The organism is Sphingobium sp. L-44, assembly GCF_056859495.1.
In genome coordinates this window covers 24,606-42,036 of record NZ_JBSXOQ010000052.1, presented here as the reverse complement: position 1 = coordinate 42,036, position 17,431 = coordinate 24,606, and the positions used below count along the sequence as shown (strand labels likewise).

Genomic DNA, 17,431 nt, shown 5'->3' with positions numbered 1-17,431 from the left:
TGCCTCAGCCTACGGCGCAGGCCTGCGCCGGCGGATCGGGGAACAGGCGCGCCGCATCCTGCGGCAGCATCGGCCGGCCATAATAATAGCCCTGCACCTTCTTGCAGCCCAGCCGGCGCACCATGTCCAGCTCGGTCGCGGTTTCCACCCCTTCCGCCGTAGTCGACATGCCCAGGCTTTCCGCCAGCGTCACCACCGCCCGGATGATCGCCAGATTCTCCGGCGTGTTATGTGCCGCCCCGACGACGAAGCTGCGATCGATCTTGATCGTGTTGAAACGGGTGCGGCTGAGATAGCCAAGCGAGGAATAGCCGGTGCCGAAATCGTCGAGCGACAATTGTATGCCCATCGCCTGCAACTGATCCAGCACGCGCAGCGCGCCGTCATCCTCATGCATGAACACGCTTTCGGTGACCTCCAGCTCCAGCCGCCGCGCATCGAGCCCGCTCTGGGCCAGCGCATTGATCACTGCGGAGATGAAGTTGGACTGGTGCAGCTGTTCCGCCGACACGTTGACGGCGACCCTTATATGCGCGGGCCAGCGCATCGCCTCGCGGCAGGCGGTCCGCAGCACCCATTCGCCGATCGGCCCGATCAACCGAGCCTCCTCGGCCACCGGCACGAATTTCGACGGCGGGATCGGCCCCAGTTCGGGATGGGTCCAACGCGCCAGCGCCTCGAAACCGGTAATCACGCCTGAGGTGGCATCCACCACCGGCTGATAGAGAAGATGGAGCTGATCCTTCTCCAGCGCCTCGCGCAGCGCCTGCTCCAGACGCTGCCGTTCCTCCGCCTTGGCATGCAGCTGCGGCTCATAGGGACAATGGACGCCGCCCCCTTCGTCCTTGGCGCGATAGAGCGCCAGATCGGCGCTGCGAATGATCGATTCGGACTGGTGCCCGTCGATCGGCGAGACGGCCGAGCCAACCGACGCCCCGACATGCAGCACATGCTGATCGATCTGATAGGGGGCCGACAGCGCGTCGATGATCGCGATCGACAGGCGCGCCACCGCCCGGTCGTCGTCGATCCGCGCGATCACCACGCCAAATTCATCGCCACCGATACGACCGCAAAAGCCGGCACCGCCACAGACATGGCGCAGGCGCTGCGCCACCTGGCTGAGCAGCTGGTCGCCGACCTGATGGCCCAGGCTGTCATTGATCGCCTTGAACCGGTCGAGATCAAGCATCAGGAACGCGCAGCCGGGCCGGCGATTGCCGGTGTCTGCCATCGCCTGATCCAGCGCATCGCGCAGATGGGCGCGGTTGGGCAGGCCGGTGAGCGTGTCGAACCGCGCCAGCTGGGCGATCTTGTCGGCCGATTCCCGCTGGACGGTGATATCGGACCCGACACCGCGAAAGCCCTGGAAATTGCCATTGTCATCATAGCGGGGCGAGGCCGACAGTTCGAGCCAGCGCGTGCGCCCCTGCACATCGACGGGCAACGCCAGATTGCTGAAGCTCTCCCGCCGCTTGAGATGATCCGCCAGGCTATGCAGGCTGGAGGCGAAGCGGCCGCTTTCCCATCCGGCGCCAGCCAGAACCTGGACCAGCGGCGCCCCTTCCAGCGCCTGCGGCGTCATGCCGACGCTTTCGGCGAAACGCTGGGATACGCCGCTGATCCGGCGCAGCGCATCGGTCTGCCACAGCCAGTCGGATGCGCCCTGCTCATATTCGCGCAGCAACAGGCTGACGACTTCGGTCTGCTCGGCCAACTGGACCGTGGTGCTGTGCTGGCGCGCGAAGGTGCGGGCATAGATGAGGCAGCCGACCAGCAGCGACAGTGCATAGCTGGTGGCGAGCGCCCGCAGCGGCAACAGGGTTTCGCCATCGAACATCGCCGACAGGCCGACAATGCAGGGGACCAGGAAAGCGATCGCGGCCAGCGGCGTCGCCGCATAGCTGATTGCGCCGCACACCATGATGCAGCTGATGAGGGTCCAGAGCGCCACCAGATGCTCGGCCCCCTCTCCCCTCGAAAAAAGCGTCATGCAGGCCGCCCAGACCAGGCCGTGCAGCAGGCCGGTCAGGGCATGGCGGCGCAGGTCGCGCGCCTGCGGCACGCCGCCTGCGCCGATCTTCCGGCGATGGATCAACAGGGCACTGATGGCAACGGCGCCGATCAGCGCGACGCTCCAGCCGATCATGACGGTCGCCGAAACATGACTACCGAACACGCGCCAGAGGAACAGCAGGCCGAACACGTTCATCGCCAGACGCAGCAGCGCGACGCTGTCTGCCGACTGCAACTGGGCAGTCAGGACGCGCATATCGGCTTCATCGACGAGGCGTGCGAGCCCCATCATCGCCCTTAGCGAGCCCCGTCCCTGTCGGTCGGTTTCGGATTGCCCTTGCTCGATACCCACATGCCCGGCCTAGCAGGCAATGGTTATCAATCGGTATGCGTCGCCCGATCAGGCAGCGATATCGTAAGGACGGATCTCGCCGGTCAGATAGAGGTTGCGTGCCTTGGACCGGCTGAGCTTGCCGGAGCTGGTGCGCGGCAGGGTGCGCGGCGGTACCAGTTCGACGACGCAGTTCATGCCGGTGATGGCGCGAACCCGCTCGCGAATCTGGTCGCGCAGACGCGAACGCTCCTCATTGTCGGAGGTGCGGCAATGGACCAGCACCGCCGGCGCTTCCTCGCCGCCCGGCGTGGTGATCGCAAAGGCGGCAATGTCACCCTGCTTGAAGCCCGGCAGCTGTTCCACGGCCCATTCGATATCCTGGGGCCAGTGATTCTTGCCGTTGATGATGATCATGTCCTTGGCGCGGCCGACAATGTAGAGATAGCCATCGGACAGATAGCCCATGTCGCCCGTGTCCAGCCAGCCATCCGCCATGCAGGCCTCGGTCGCTTCGGGATCGCGGAAATAGCCGACCATCAGCGAGGGGCCGGTGGTCCAGACCTTGCCGATCTGGCGCTCGTTCATCAGGCCGCCATCCTCGTCCCGGATCTCGACGATCATGTCCTTGGCGGGCTTGCCGCAATTGACGATCGAGCGGAAACGCTGCGGACGGCCTTCCGGTGCGGCACCGCCCGACAGGTCGGTTTCCTCGACCAGTTCGACGATGATGCCTTCGCCCGGCGGCATGATGGTGACCGCCAGGGTCGCTTCGGCCAGGCCATAGCTCGGCAGGAACGCCTTGGGGCTGAAGCCGGCATCGCCAAACGCATCAACAAAGCTCTGCATCACGTCGGGGCGAATCATGTCGGCGCCGTTGCCGGCCAAGCGCCAGCGCGACAGGTCGAAACGATCGGCCGCCTTGGTCTGGCTCGACATGCGACGCGCGCAGATGTCGTAGCCGAAGGTCGGCGAATAGCTGATCGAGGTGCCTTCATTGCGGCTGATCAGGTCCAGCCAGGCCAGCGGACGGCGGGCGAAATCCTCGGTCTTCATATAGTCGGTCGACACCTGGTTGGCGACGACCGACAGGAAGCAGCCGACCAGGCCCATGTCATGATACCAGGGCAGCCAGCTGATGCAGCGATCGCTTTCCTGCACTTCCATGCCATGGCTATGCGCCGACAGGTTGGACAGCAGCGCATGGTGCGTCACGGCGACGCCATGGGGGAAGCGGGTCGAACCGCTCGAATATTGCAGATAGGCGATTTCCTCGCCCTTGGCCTGCGGCAGGTCGCAGGGGACCGCGTCGCGGGCGATGAAATCCTCGAAGGCGATGCTCTCGACCGACTTCTGCCGACCGGATTCGCCCGCCATGTCCTCCAGTTCCTTGGGGAAGAGGAACAGCATCGGGTCACAGCTCGACAGCTGGACATTGAGCTGGTCGATATAGCTTTCCTTGCCGCCAAAGCTGGTCGGCAGCGGCAGCGGCACAGGCCAGGCGCCGGCATAGACGATGCCGAAGAACAGCATGGCGAAGTCGGCGCCGGTTTCGGCGACGAGGGCGACGCGGTCCTCGGGCTTCACGCCATGGGCGATCAGGCGATGGGCACAGGCGATCGCGTCCTCGCGCAGTGCGCTGAACGGATAGGGCCGCGCCAGATTGCCGCGCGCATCATGGAAATTGAGACCGCGCTTGCCCTGCGCCGCATAATCCAACGCTTCGCCCAACGTCTCGAAATCGGAGAAGCGGCGCGGAAGAACATCGTTGGTCGGCGTAGGTGCCATCATAATCTGCGAACCCGTCATATTGGTGTCACCCAATGTCATATCTGTCATATTCCGGCGGCCGCTATCAGTTTTGACGTCGACTTGCACCGGATAGTTTCAATCCAGCCTGTGCTTCTAGACCATAAGGCGCGGTAAAATTCCGGCCCGACTGTGGCATAAAGATGGCGCTTAGCGCATGATGGCGCACAATGCACGACCGGTCATGACCAGCAAACGCCCGCCCCCACCCCTGGATGAAGACGCATTGCGCGAATTGGCGCTGCGCTATGCCGGCCGGTTCGCGACCAGCCGCGGCAAGCTGCTCGCCTATCTTGCGCGCAAATTGCGCGAGCGCGGATGGGGCGGGGAAGCGCCGGCCGATCCCGAAGCGCTGGTCGCCCGCTTTGCAGAACTGGGCTATGTCGACGACAGCAGCTTTGCCCTGATGAAGAGCGCCGCCCTTGGCCGGCGCGGCTATGGCGCCCGCCGCATCACCGAAACGCTGCGCGCCGCCGGCATAGAGGAGGCCGATCGTGGCGCCGCCGATGCCCAGGCACAGGCCGATCGCTGGGCGGCAGCCGACCGATTCGCCCGACGCAAGCGGATCGGCCCCTATGCAATGCAGGCGCCCGATCCCAAGGGACGGGAAAAGGCGATCGCCGCCTTCCTGCGCGCCGGCCATGATTATGCCTTGGCCCGGCGCTGGGTCGATGCAGCACCCGGCGACTTCCCCGAAGCGGAGGATTGAGGGTTAATTCTCTCCCGCACCTCCCCGAAACCCGCTAGGCAGGATTGCATGATCCTTACCCGACTGCTTTTCGCCGCCGCCCTGCCCGCGCTGCTCCTGGCCTGCTCTGCAAAGCCCGATGCCGGCGCCGACGCCGCAAATGACAGCGGCAATGTCCAGGCCGCCGCGCCGCAGGGCGCGCTGCTCCCCCTCGTCATCCACACGGCGAAGGGGGTGCATCGCTTCGACGTGGAAGTCGCCCGGACCGAGGCGGAGCAGGAACAGGGGCTGATGTTCCGCAAGGCGCTGGATGCCGACAAGGGCATGCTGTTCCCGATGGAGCCGCCGCGCACCGCCAGCTTCTGGATGAAGAACACGATCATCCCGCTCGACATGCTGTTCATCCATACGGACGGCACGATCGCCTTCATCGGCGCCAATGTCGCCCCCTATTCACGCGAGCCGGTGTCCGCCGGCGTGCCGGTGGTGGCGGTGCTGGAACTGCGCGGCGGCCGCGCCGCGGAACTGGGGATCAAGGAAGGCGACCGCCTATCCTGGGGCAAATGCGCAACAACCGACGGCAAGAGCGCGATCGACCTCGATTTCTGCCCGACAACCGCCCGTTAGGGCCATATCGTCCTTGCCCACGTCAATCCCAGCGGCTAAGCGCATCGGCCATGGGTATCCTGGCAAACATCTTCACCTGGTGGAATGGCGCCACCTTCGGCACCTGGCTCTTCACGGCCCGCAAGGGCACGAAAGTGGGCGAGGACCATCAGGGCAATGTCTATTATGAAGGCGGCGTCGATCCGAACGGCCTGACGCGCCGCTGGGTGATGTATAACGGCGCCAATGATTCGAGCCGCGTGCCGGCCGAATGGCATGGCTGGCTGCACCACTCGATCGAGAGCACGCCCGAAAGCTTCCTGCCGCCGCCGCGCATCTGGGAAAAGGAATTCACCCCCAACGCGACCGGCACCGCCAACGCCTATCGTCCCTCGGGCGCGCTCGAAAAGGGCGGCCAGCGCCAGAAGGCGACCGGCGATTACGAGGCATGGAGCCCCGACGCGGCATGATTCGGCGTCCGGCGGGGGGATTCCCGCCGATCCTGCTTGGCGCGCCGCTTCTGGGGTGCGCGCTGCTGGCGGCCTGCGGTCGCAATGATGCGCCAGAAGCGAATCAGAGCGGCCCGGTAAAGATCGAGGGCCAGCCTATCCGCAACGCGGACGAGGCCAGCCTGTCCGGCACGCCGATGGCCGAGCGCACCGCCGTGATCGGCCTGCTCAACAAGCGCAACGGCCTGACCCGCGACCTGACGATGAAGCCCGGCGAGGCGCTGCGCGTCGGCGATGCCATCGTCCGCCTGCAGGCGTGCGAGACCACGGCCCCCTGGGAGAATGTGCAGGAAACCGGCGCCTTCGTGCAGCTGGACGTGCGCAGCAGTTCCGACGGCAAGTGGCGCCGCAATTTTTCCGGCTGGCTGTTCCGCGAACGGCCCGACCGCAATGTCGTCCAGCACCCGGTCTATGACGTCTGGGTCAAGAGCTGCACGATGGAATGGCCCGAAAGCGGTCCTGCCACGGTCAAGCTGGGCGACAAGGGCAAGGTGCCTGCCGCCGCATCGCCGGCCAGCGGCGCAAACGCCAGTTCGGCCGCCGCGCCCGAACCGGCCGACAGCGCTGCGTCGCCCGTTCCCAGCGGCACGTCGCCGACGGCAACGCCCAACAACTGAAGATAGTCGCGCTGGCTGATTTCCTGCGCGCCCATGCTGTGCAGATGATCGGTCATGAACTGGCAGTCGAGCAGGCTGAAGCCGCCAAAGCGCATCCGCGCCACCAGCCAGGCCAGCGCCACCTTTGACGCGTCGGTGCGGCGCGACACCATGGACTCGCCGAAAAAGGCACCACCCAGCGCCACGCCATAGAGGCCGCCGACCAGTTCATCCCCGTCCCAGCATTCGATCGAATGGGCAAAGCCCAGTTCGTGGAGATGGCGATAGGCGCGCTCGATCGGGCCATTAATCCAGGTCGACGGACGATCGGGCGCGGCTTCCGCACATAGGGCGACGATGCCGGCAAAGGCGCGGTTGGCGGTGACGCGAAACCTGTCCTGCCGGATCGTCTTTGACAGCGAACGTGACAGGTGAAGGGCATGGAGCGGCAGGATCGCCCGCCTTTTGGGCTCGACCCAATAGACATCGTCGGCCTGCCGGTCATCGGACATCGGGAACACGCCGATGGCATAGGCCTGCAGCAGCAACAGCGGATCGATCGTCATCGATTCAAGGGTCTAGCCAATGTCGCACCCGCCCGCCAGCCGCGATTGACTTGATACGTCGCCCCCCTAGTCTCCCGCGCCATGACATCCCTCCGCCTCGCACCCCTGCCGCTGCTCCTCGCCACCGTCGCCCTCCCCTTCGCCGCCTCGGCCGCGCCCGCATCCGATCGCTATGCCGCGCGAATCGCCAAGGTGCTGAAGGCCACCCCGCTGATCGACGGCCATAATGACTGGCCCGAAGCGATGGCCGGCAAGGCCGGGGACGCCCGCTGGACCATGCCGCTCGACCGGCTCGATCCCAGCCAATATCATACCGACATCACCCGCCTGCGGGCCGGGCAGATGGGCGGGCAATTCTGGTCCGTCTGGGTGTCGGCCGACCTGCCCGAACTGCAGCAGGTGAAGGACACGGTCGAGCAGATCGAACTGGTCCACAGCCTCGCCCGCCGCTACCCGCAGGACTTCACCCTCGCCACGACCGCTGCCGAGGTCCGTGCCGCGCACAAGGCCGGACGGATCGCGTCGATGATCGGGGTCGAGGGCGGCGGCCAGATCGACGGCAGCCTGGCCGTGCTGCGCGCCTATCACGACCTTGGCGTCGGCTATCTGACGCTGACCCACAGCCGAACCATCGCCTGGGCCGACAGCGCCACCGACAATCCCCAGCATGACGGCCTCACCCCGTTCGGCGAGGCGGTGGTGCATGAACTCAACCGCCTGGGCATGCTGGTCGACCTCGCCCATGTGAGCGAAGGCGTGATGATGGACGCGCTGAAGGTCAGCAAGGCGCCGGTCATCTTCTCCCATTCCAGCGCACGCGCGCTGTGCAACACGCCGCGCAACGTGTCCGACGCGATCCTGCAGCAGGTCGCGGCCAATGGCGGCGTGGTCATGGTCAATTTCGCGCCGCAATATGTGTCGGAGGCCCGCCGGGTCTGGAGCGCGGCGCGCAGCGCGGAAATGGCCCGCTATAACGCCCCGCCCTTTGGCGGCCTTTATATCGGTGATCCCGAGGGCGCGAAGAAGGCGCTGGCGGAATGGGAAAAGGCCAATCCCGAACCGGTCGTCACCCTGTCGATGGTCGCCGACCATATCGACCATATCGCCAAGGTTGCGGGCGTCGACCATGTCGGCATCGGCAGCGATTTCGACGGCGTGGGATCGCTGCCCCAGGGGCTGGGCAGCGTCGCCACCTATCCCGCGCTGCTGGCCGAACTGATGCGCCGCGGCTGGAGCGATGCCGACATCGCCAAGCTGGCCGGCGAGAATGTGCTGCGCGTCATGGCGGCGGCCGAGAAGGTTGCAGAGGGGATGAAAGGCGAGCCGATCGGCAATGGCACCGTCGCCTCGCTGGACGGCGCCAAGCCCGCAACAAAGGAATAGAGCCTGATTCACGCCATCGCTGGAAGCGCGGAGCGCTTCCAGCTCAAACGATCAGGCTCTAACTGACAGCCGGCTCCAACAACCGGATCGTACCCGCGTCCGCGTCGATTTCGGCGCGGGCGCCGACCGGCAGGCTGAACTGGTTGGCGATATGGCCGAACAGCGCGCCCTGGAAAGCGGGGATGCCGAGCGGCGCCAGATGCTGCTCCAGCACTTCCGACAGGGTGAAGCCGCCATAGGACACGCCGGTGGCCGTGCAACTGGTGCATTGGCCGAAGACGAATCCGGCGAGCTTTGGCAATATGCCCGCCAGCGACAATTGGGTCAGCATCCGGTCGATGCGATATTCCGCCTCGTTGGTTTCCTCCACGAACAGGATCGCGCCGGTGAAATCGGGCAACCAGGGCGTGCCCATCAGCGCCGTCAGCACGGTGAGATTGCCACCCAGCAGCCGCCCGCTCGCCTTGCCGCTGCCAAAGGTGCGGATGCGGCCGCTGCGCGGCACCAGCCTATCCTCCGTCCCCACCGGATTGACATAGGTCGGTGTCGCCCCGTCGAACGCCACCGCGCGAAAACTGTCCCAGCTGAGCTTGCCCCAGCCGCTGGCGGCATTGGGGCCATGGATGGTGGTGAAGCCGGCGCGGGCCGCAAAGGCGAGATGCAGCGCCGTGATATCGGAAAAGCCGGTCAACAGCTTGGGATTGGCGCGGATCGTCTTGAAATCGAGATAGGGTAGCATGCGCGCGCAGCCCCAGCCGCCGCGCACCGCGAACACCGCCTTCACCTCCGGATCGGCATACATGGCGTTGACGTCGGCGGCGCGGTCGGCATCCTTGCCCGCCAGATAGCCATAGCGCTCGACCAGATGCGGCGCGGCCTTGGGCTTGAGCCCCATCGCCCGGATCGTATCCTTGACCAGGTCCAGATCGAAGGCGTCATCGGTGAAACCCGCCGGCTCGACCAGGCCGACCACATCCCCTTCGCGCAGGCGCGGCGGCCGGATCAGCCCGGCGGGCGCCGCTGCCGAAACCGAGGGCACGCCCGCCGCGACCACAGCACCACTTATTCCGGCCAGCAACCCACGACGATCCATCATGCAAAAACGCTCCCATCCTTGTGGCGATAGACCCCACCGGACAGGTGCAGATCGATATCGGGATAATGGCAATCACTGACAGACGGACGGCCAAAGGCAAGCAACACGCAGTCCTCATCGCTTTCGTTAAGCAGATGATGGCCATCCGCCACCCCCTTGGGAAAGGCCGCCATGTCGCCCGGTGCCATCGGCGTGCGCCCGCCCTCCTCGACCAGCACCGCCTCGCCCGACAGCAGGACGACAAATTCGTCCTCGCCCTCATGCCAGTGGCGTTGCGATGAGGCTGCGCCGGGTTTCAGCACGACGTGGCTGACGCCGAAATCGCCAAGACCCGTCGCCGGGGCCAGCCGGCGATAGTAGCGACCGGCCACCGCCAGCGCATGATCGCCCGGATAGCCGGTGGCATTGCTTTGTGGAATGGCGGCGAGATCGATCTTCGGCATGGCCCCTCTCCTCTGCGCTGGTCAAGAAAGACGGCTTTCGCTAACGCTGCCCCATGACCAAGACCAGCACCAATCATGACGCCCTGGCCCTGGCCGAGCGTCTGCTCGCCTGCCCCTCCGTCACCCCGGCCGTCGGCGATGTGTTCGCCGAACTGGAAGCGATGCTGGTTCCGCTGGGCTTCACCGTAGACCGTTTCGTCAGCGGCGTCGCGCCCGACGGCCCGGTCGAAAATCTGCTCGCCTGGCGCACCACCGGCGCCGGCCCGCATTTCGCCTTTGCCGGCCATCTCGACGTCGTCCCGCCCGGCCATGGCTGGGCCAGCGATCCTTTCACCCCGGTGGTGCGCGGCGACCTGCTCTACGGCCGCGGCGCGGTCGACATGAAGGGCGCGATCGCTGCCTTCGTCGCGGCGCTGCACGAATTGCCCGACGGCCTGCCTGGCACGATCAGCCTGATCATCACCGGTGACGAGGAAGGCCCGGCCACCTATGGCACGCTCGCGCTGATGGACCGGATGGTCGCCCATGGCCTGCACCCCGACATGTGCCTGGTCGGCGAACCCACCTCCTCGGCCCGGCTGGGCGACGTGGTGAAGATCGGCCGGCGCGGCTCGGTCAACATGTGGATCAAGGTGGCGGGCACGCAGGGCCATGTCGCCTATCCGCACCTGGCCGACAATCCGATCCCGGCGCTGGTCCGCATCCTGGCCAAGATCGATGCCGAGGTGCTGGACGAGGGCACCGACTGGTTCCAGCCCAGCAATATCGAGATCACCGACCTGGAAGTCGGCAACCCGGCGCATAATGTCATCCCGGCGGCGGCAACGGCGCGCATCTCGATCCGTTTCAACGACCAGCATAGCGGCGCATCGTTGATCGAGCGGATCAGCGCGATCGCGACGAGTGAGGGCGGCAGCGTCGAGGCGAAGATCAGCGGCGAGCCCTTCCTGACGCAGCCGGGCACGCTCTCCACCCTGATCGGCGGTGCTATCCGCGACGTGACGGGCCTCGACACCGAATTGTCGACCACCGGCGGCACGTCGGATGCACGCTTCCTCTCGCGCCTCTGCCCGGTAGCGGAATTCGGCCTCAACAATGCGACGATGCACAAGCTGGACGAGGCCGTTGCGGTCGCCGACCTGCACGACCTAACCCGCATCTACACGCTGATCACGGAACGGGCGCTGCGGGGCTAGATTAACCGTCTGCCTGGAAGCAATTCGTCCAGAGCGGGCGCCCAAGCCCGGCATGACGGGTGAGCATGATCACATCTTGAACAGAGGAGCAGTTGCCCTCTGCTCCGCGATCATTCCTCTTCGGGATATCCGCATGCGCATTTCGCAGGCTCACGCCAATCGGCGGTAAGTTCCTCGACCTTTGCGATCTGCGTGGAACAGGACGGGCACCAGACCCCGAATTCATCAACATAAGACCAGCTAGTATCGGGCCAGCAGACTTTCTGATTCATCAAATTTCTCCGTGGCGCACCGTTTGGAGCGATCCACGAAAAGACACCAGTTAAAGAAAGGTAATCTTGCTACGTGGCGGCCTGTAGCTTGGCCTTACTTGACGAAGGCCGGACCGATGGCTCGCTCCTACTCCTTAGCTTCTGATCGCGATGCCCCGGACGGGAGGCAAGAACAATATTATGAAAAATCATGATAAAAATTGCCGCAGCAATCAATTGGCATCATTTTTCTCCGTATCTTCACGTAAATTGGTGCCAACAGGCGTCGCGCCCAGTCGATCGATGATGCGAGTCACCCCCATGTCGGCGGTGACATTGCCAACGGTACGGAAGATGTCGGGCACGGTTTCCACCGCGAGCAATAGCGGTAACGCCTCGACCGGGACGCCCATGGCGAGGCAGATGGGACCGGTGGTGGTGAAGAAGGTGATCTGGCTCGGCAAGCCGACCGCCGCCAGGCTGACGATCGCGGCGACCGCGACGCCCAACATGATCTGCACCGGGCCGAGCGCCACGCCGTTCATCGCCGCCACATAGAGGGCGACGCCCAGATTGGCGGGCGGACTGGTGATGCGGAACAGCGAGATGGCGAGCGGCAGCACGATGGAGCGCGTGCTTTCCCGCACCGCCAGCGGGCCGTCGCTCGCTGCGATCATCGCCGGCAACGAGGCGATCGAGCTTTGCGTCGAAAAGGCGATGAGCTGGGCCGGCAAGGCCGCACGGGCAAAACGGCCGGGCGCGATCTGGCCCAACAGGATCACCAGCGGGTAGACCAGCGCCGTCACAGCCAGGCAAATGAGGACGATGAAGGCTATATAGTGGAGCAGTGCCCCGGCGGTGGCGAGGCCTGAGCGGCTACCGGCCACCAATGCCAGGGCGAACACCCCGATCGGGGCGAGCCACAACACCCAGCCGACGACGATCAGCAATGTATCGACCAGCGCGGCGAGGAAGCCCGTCAGCGCGGCGCGCCGCTCCTCCGCCACCCGCGTCACGGCAAAGCCGAAGACGAGGGCGAAGAGGACGACGGCGACCACCTGCCCCTCGGCCGCACTGCGGATCGGGTTGGCCGGGATGAAACCCAGCAACCATTCGGCGGACGGGCGAACGCCGGGCACCTCGCTGGCCGGCCCCGCCCCGGTGAGCGCCCCCACAGCGCCAGCCGGCACTGGCCAGAATTGCAGCAGCAACAGCCCCAGCAGCGCCGCGACAGCCGCCGAGGCAGTGAGCAGCAGCGCAAAGAGGATCAGCGTCCGGGTCGCCGTGCCGCTGGTCCGCGCCGTGCTGGCGGCGGATGCGACACCTGTGACGAGCAGCGCAAAGATCAGCGGGATGAGCGGCATCTGGAGCCCGTTGAGCCAGGCCTTGCCGACTGGCTGGGCGATATCGACGATGCGCGCATCCAGCGCGCCGCCAAATTCCGACAGGGCAATGCCGCACGCCAGCCCCGCGACCAGCGCTATCATGATCCTGACCGTCAACGACATGTGCATTCCCCCTGATGCATGACGGCATCTCTCCCCTGCCGATCAGCCTAAAAGCTTGCAGGCAAAAAGAAAGCCCGGCGATCGCAGGGATCGCCGGGCCAATTTGGTCTGGCTGGGAGCCGACCGTATTGCTGCTGCTCAGCCCTTCTTTTCGGGCGGCAGGGTGATCTTCACATCCTCGCCATTCTGGCCGGGGAAATTGGTGAACATGGCGTCGATCAGGTTCGGCACCAGATAGGTCAGCTTGTTGGACAGCGACTGGGCGCTGGCCTTGCCCTCGAACAGGCGCAGATTGTCGGCAGCACGATCGATCTTCATGCTGAGGTCGCTGGTATAGACGGTGTAGCTCGACACGTCGTTGAAGCCGCCGCCGCCAAACAGCCAGGGATCATAGAAGCCATAGCCCCAGGGGCGACCCCAGCGGCCATAGCCCCAGCCGCCGCCGAAATAGGGACTCGGGCCGAAACCACCGGTCGAGCGCACGCGCTCGCGACCATTGTCGACATCATAGGCGACACGCACGATGAGGTCGGCCTTGGCCGGATCGCCAGCGGCGACATAGCCGGTCTGGGTCAGGCGTTGCCCGACCATCTGGGCATAATGGGAAAATTCGAGCCCACCGGCGAGCTTGGGATCGTCTGCCACGATCGTGTAGCTCTGCCCTGCGGGTGCGGGGAGCTGCTGGAAACGGGCGACGTCCGCCTTGAACGACGTGGCGCAGCCGGACAGGGCCACCAACGCCAGCGCGGGCGCTGCGAAAAGGCCGATCTTGCTGAAAGCTTTCATTTTTTCGCGTCCTGAATCAGGCGGATGCCTGTTAGTCTTCTTGCGCCCTGCTCTAGCAAAACGCAACTGAACATCGTTTGAACGCACCAACCCGTCGATTGGACGCAAGCCATGTCCGGTCAATGAAGGGACGGAGCGGTGGCGCCCATTCCGTATGCCTGCCACAGGGAATGGATTCTTTCCCCGCCCCCTGTGGCATCAGGGCATCACTCAGCGCATCAGGCCCATGGCGTCATAGGCCGCGCGCAGGGTCGGTTCGGCTGCCGCCGCCGCTTTGGCCGCGCCCTTGTCGAGGATCGCATCGAGCGCGGCATCGTCGGTGCGCAGTTCCACGAAGCGCTCGCGCATCGGCCGCAGCGTTTCGACCAGCAATTCACCCAGCGCCGGCTTGAACGCGCCGAAGCCCTTGCCGGCGAACTGCGCGCAGACCGCATCGGGCGTGCTGTTCGACAGGGTGGCGTAGATGCCGATCAGGTTGGTCGCTTCCGGACGACCGGCCAGGCCTTCCGCCGTTTCCGGCAGCGGTTCGGGATCGGTCTTGGCCTTCTTCACCTTGGTCATGATCGCATCATCCTCGTCGGTCAGGTTGATGCGGCTCAGGTCCGAGGGGTCGGACTTGGACATTTTCGCCGTGCCGTCGCGCAGCGACATGATGCGCGCCGATTCCTTGGGGATGATCGGGGCCGGCAGGGTGAAGACATCGACGCCGAAGTCGGTGTTGAACTTGGTGGCAATGTCGCGCGACAGCTCGAGATGCTGCTTCTGGTCCTCGCCCACGGGAACATGGGTCGCCTGATAGAGCAGGATGTCGGCCGCCTGCAGCACCGGATAGACGAACAGGCCGACCGACGCGCCCTCACGGTCCTTGCCCGCCTTGTCCTTGAACTGGGTCATGCGGTTGAGCCAGCCAATACGGGCGGTGCCATTCAAGAGCCAGGCGAGTTCGGCATGGGCCGGCACGCGCGCCTGGTTGAAGAGGACCGAGCGATCCGGGTCGATGCCCGAGGCGACCAAGGCGGCGGCCATGTCGCGCACGTTGCGGATGCGCTGCTCGCGCCCTTCATGCACGGTGATCGAGTGCATGTCGGCGAGGAAGAAGAAGCACTGCGAATCCGCGTCCATCTCGTCCTGCATCCGCACCCAGTTGCGGATCGCGCCAAGGTAGTTGCCAAGGTGCAGATTGCCGGTGGGCTGGATGCCGGAAAGGACGCGCATACTCTAATCCATTCTGTTGATTATGGGGTGCCTCGCCGCCGCATCAGCGCCTTGAGGTCGGATAGGCGATAGGCGCCGGTGACGAAGCATGCCAGCCCGTACAGCGCGACGCCCGCGCCGACAAGCAGGGCAAGCCCGATATAGCGGCTGACCATCGTGCCCGACAGCATCGGATCGAGCAGATCCTCTCCCGCCCAGAGCGCCACGCCCATGACGACCGCCGCGACGGCGAGGCGCGGGATACGGCGGCGCAGTTGCGGGTCGGCGGTGAAATGGCCACGCGCGACCAGCGTGCGATAGAGCATCGCGACATTGACGGTGGAGGAGAGCGCGGTGGCGAGCGGCGGCCCGATATGACCGAGCGTGGGGATCATCGCGAGATTGCCGACGATATTGATGGCGATCGACAACATCGCATAGCGCACCGGCGTCTTCGTATCGCCGCGCGCATAATAGCCCGGCGTCAGCACCTTCACGAGCACATAGCTGGGCAGGCCGATCGAGAAGGCGGAGAGTGCCCAGCCGCAGCGCATCGCATCCTCGGCGCTGAAGCGGCCATATTGGAACAGGCCGCGCACGATCGGTTCGGCCACGGTGATGAAGGCGACGGTCGCCGGCAGGGTCAGGAACAGGGCGAGTTCGATGCCCCGGTTCTGCGTCTCCATCGCCGCCTGATCCTCACCCTTCGACAGCATGCGCGAGATGGTGGGGAGGAGGATGGTGCCCAGACCGATGCCGATCAGGCCGAGCGGCAACTGATTCAACCGGTCGGCATAATAAATATAGGTGATCGAGCCCGAGGCGAGCAGCCAGCCCGACAGCGCAGTGGAGATCAAGAGGTTGATCTGCGATGCGCCGGCGCCGGCAGCGGCCGGCACGATCAGGCGCAGCAGCTCGCGCACATCGGCGTCGAGGCGGGGGCGCTTGAGCTTCATCGAGACGCCGGCCCGCTTGCAGGCCCAGATCAGCCAAAGCAGTTGCAACGCGCCGCCGACCGTGACCGACATGGCCTGCACCCGCGCGGTCTCATATTCGTCGGCGCCGTGGAAGAACCACAGACCCGCGATCATCGCGACGTTGAGCAGGATCGGCGCGGCCGCATTGACCCAGAATTTGTCGAGCGAATTCAATATACCGCCCAGCAAAGAAGCCAGGCTGATCAACGCCAGATAGGGAATGGTGATGCGCGACAAGGTGACGGCGAAGGCGAACTGATCCGGCGTCGGATTCTGGCGCGAAAAGCCGCCCGACAGCGCCCAGGTGATCGGCCAGGCCGCCGCCAGCAGCACGATCGTGAACAGGATCAGCACCGGCAGCAGCACGGCCAGCGCCCGCTCTGCGAAATGATAGCCGCCCGCCATGCCGCCCGGCCCGGCCGCCTTCTTGTTGAACAGCGGGATGAAGGCGGCGGAGAAGGCGCCCTCGGCAAAAAGCGCGCGAAACATATTGGGCAGGCGGAAGGCGACGCCGTTGAAGGCGTCCGACGCGAAGCCGGCGCCGACATAACGAGCCGCGAGCGAATCGCGCACCAGCGCCAGCACCCGGCTGGCGAGCGTCAGCCCGCCGACGGAGCCAAGGGCCTTCACCAATTTCATGGCAATCTCCGTTCGGGCTGAGCGAAGTCGAAGCCCTGCCCTGAGCGTAGCGAAAGGGCTTCGCTACGCTCAGCCGCGCCCTTCGACAGGCTCAGGGCGAACGGATGGGTATTCATGATGCAATCAGGCGTGGCCGGCGGGTTCGCCTGCGGTCTGCTGCATCTGTTCGGCCTGCTGCAGATAGAGCGCACCGAAATCGATCGGATCGAGCAGCAGCGGCGGGAAGCCGCCGTCGCGGATCGCGTCGGCCAGCACGCGGCGGGCAAAGGGGAAGACGAGGCGCGGCGCTTCGGCCAGCATGAAGGGCTGGATCTGGTCCTCGGGCACGTTGCGCATGCCGAACAGGGCCGCATAGACGAGTTCGACGGCAAAGGCGGTGCCCTGCGGCGCGACGGCCTTCACTTCGATCTTCAGGGCGATTTCCAGCACTTCGTCACCGACGCGATCGGCGCCGATGTTGAACTGGACGTCGATCTGCGGCTGGTCCTGCCACTGATAGACGGCCGGGGCGTTCGGATTTTCGAACGACAGATCCTTAACATATTGGCTGATCAGCGCGATCTGCGGCGCGGTGTCGGCGCCATTGCCGGTCAGGTTGGTCTGGATAGTGTCGGCTTCGTCGGCCATTGTCCTCAAATCCTTGCTGATCGTTCGTTGCTCGAAGGGCCGGAACGGCCCGCGATATCGATCCGCGCGCTTAGCAGTGGCGAAAGATCAGGGCAATGCCGCCCGACAGGAAGCAACGTCGGCCAATTGCTGCGCTTTACAGGGCAAGCCGATATTTGAAGTATCGTGCAAACATGCCTATGTTGATGGAACATCATCCCGAACAAAGGG

15 protein-coding genes and 1 pseudogene are annotated in these 17,431 nt (G+C 65.2%); 6 read left to right on the top strand and 10 right to left on the bottom strand.

Features of this window, described 5'->3' with window-relative positions; genetic code table 11:
* Positions 1–4 precede the first annotated feature (4 nt).
* Together AC13EK_RS04435 and AC13EK_RS04430 are read right to left on the bottom strand one after the other, a co-directional pair.
* Complete coding sequence (locus AC13EK_RS04435; RefSeq protein ID WP_069335957.1) at positions 5–2,308, bottom strand: putative bifunctional diguanylate cyclase/phosphodiesterase; 2,304 nt, start codon at positions 2,306–2,308, stop codon at positions 5–7.
* A gap of 108 nt (positions 2,309–2,416) precedes the next feature.
* A complete protein-coding gene (locus tag AC13EK_RS04430) occupies positions 2,417–4,177 on the bottom strand; it encodes a fatty acyl-AMP ligase (RefSeq protein WP_010335655.1) in 1,761 nt (586 codons plus the stop codon).
* 163 nt (positions 4,178–4,340) lie between these two features.
* Here AC13EK_RS04430 and AC13EK_RS04425 point away from each other — a divergent pair, with 163 nt between their 5' ends.
* From AC13EK_RS04425 to AC13EK_RS04410, 4 genes and pseudogenes are all read left to right on the top strand, one after another.
* Positions 4,341–4,865, top strand: a complete 525-nt coding sequence (locus AC13EK_RS04425; RefSeq protein ID WP_029547402.1) for a regulatory protein RecX — start codon at positions 4,341–4,343, stop codon at positions 4,863–4,865.
* Between the two features lie 48 nt (positions 4,866–4,913).
* Positions 4,914–5,471, top strand: a complete 558-nt coding sequence (locus tag AC13EK_RS04420; RefSeq protein ID WP_010335653.1) for a DUF192 domain-containing protein — start codon at positions 4,914–4,916, stop codon at positions 5,469–5,471.
* Positions 5,472–5,521: 50 nt separating this feature from the next.
* On the top strand, positions 5,522–5,920 hold the full coding sequence (locus AC13EK_RS04415; protein ID WP_483022057.1) for an NADH:ubiquinone oxidoreductase subunit NDUFA12: 399 nt from the start codon (positions 5,522–5,524) through the stop codon (positions 5,918–5,920).
* Positions 5,899–6,333 (top strand): annotated as a pseudogene (locus AC13EK_RS04410) (DUF2155 domain-containing protein); the annotation flags it as partial. The gene AC13EK_RS04415 and the pseudogene AC13EK_RS04410, both read left to right, overlap by 22 nt.
* A 35-nt stretch (positions 6,334–6,368) precedes the next feature.
* On the opposite strand, the gene aat reads toward AC13EK_RS04410, so the two are convergent.
* A complete protein-coding gene (gene aat / locus AC13EK_RS04405; RefSeq protein ID WP_069335959.1) occupies positions 6,369–7,121 on the bottom strand; it encodes a leucyl/phenylalanyl-tRNA--protein transferase in 753 nt (250 codons plus the stop codon).
* 81 nt (positions 7,122–7,202) lie between these two features.
* Between aat and AC13EK_RS04400 the strand changes: the two genes are divergently transcribed.
* A complete protein-coding gene (locus AC13EK_RS04400) occupies positions 7,203–8,504 on the top strand; it encodes a dipeptidase (protein ID WP_069335960.1) in 1,302 nt (433 codons plus the stop codon).
* A 58-nt stretch (positions 8,505–8,562) separates the two neighbouring features.
* On the opposite strand, the gene AC13EK_RS04395 is transcribed toward AC13EK_RS04400, so the two are convergent.
* A complete protein-coding gene (locus AC13EK_RS04395) occupies positions 8,563–9,600 on the bottom strand; it encodes a S66 peptidase family protein (RefSeq protein WP_277788179.1) in 1,038 nt (345 codons plus the stop codon).
* The gene (locus AC13EK_RS04390; protein ID WP_010335647.1) at positions 9,597–10,043 is read right to left on the bottom strand and encodes a cupin domain-containing protein; all 447 of its coding nucleotides are present in this window, start codon (positions 10,041–10,043) and stop codon (positions 9,597–9,599) included. Before AC13EK_RS04390 ends, AC13EK_RS04395 begins: the two co-directional genes overlap by 4 nt.
* 53 nt (positions 10,044–10,096) lie before the next feature.
* Between AC13EK_RS04390 and dapE the strand changes: the two genes are divergently transcribed.
* The gene (gene dapE, locus AC13EK_RS04385) at positions 10,097–11,239 is read left to right on the top strand and encodes a succinyl-diaminopimelate desuccinylase (RefSeq protein WP_069335965.1); all 1,143 of its coding nucleotides are present in this window, start codon (positions 10,097–10,099) and stop codon (positions 11,237–11,239) included.
* Between the two features lie 484 nt (positions 11,240–11,723).
* Here dapE and AC13EK_RS04380 read toward each other — a convergent pair whose 3' ends face one another.
* The 5 genes from AC13EK_RS04380 to secB all read right to left on the bottom strand — a co-directional run bounded on the left by AC13EK_RS04380 (position 11,724) and on the right by secB (position 17,221).
* A complete protein-coding gene (locus tag AC13EK_RS04380; RefSeq protein WP_069335966.1) occupies positions 11,724–12,998 on the bottom strand; it encodes a dicarboxylate/amino acid:cation symporter in 1,275 nt (424 codons plus the stop codon).
* Between the two features lie 138 nt (positions 12,999–13,136).
* Positions 13,137–13,784, bottom strand: a complete 648-nt coding sequence (locus tag AC13EK_RS04375; protein ID WP_069335967.1) for a DUF4136 domain-containing protein — start codon at positions 13,782–13,784, stop codon at positions 13,137–13,139.
* Positions 13,785–13,994: 210 nt separating this feature from the next.
* Entirely contained in the window at positions 13,995–14,999 is a 1,005-nt protein-coding gene (trpS, locus tag AC13EK_RS04370; RefSeq protein ID WP_069335968.1) for a tryptophan--tRNA ligase, read from the bottom strand.
* Positions 15,000–15,019: 20 nt separating this feature from the next.
* A complete protein-coding gene (gene murJ, locus AC13EK_RS04365) occupies positions 15,020–16,594 on the bottom strand; it encodes a murein biosynthesis integral membrane protein MurJ (protein WP_069335969.1) in 1,575 nt (524 codons plus the stop codon).
* Positions 16,595–16,717: 123 nt separating this feature from the next.
* Positions 16,718–17,221 (bottom strand): protein-export chaperone SecB, encoded by a 504-nt coding sequence (secB, locus tag AC13EK_RS04360; RefSeq protein ID WP_069335970.1) that lies wholly within the window; start codon positions 17,219–17,221, stop codon positions 16,718–16,720.
* Positions 17,222–17,431: the final 210 nt, after the last annotated feature.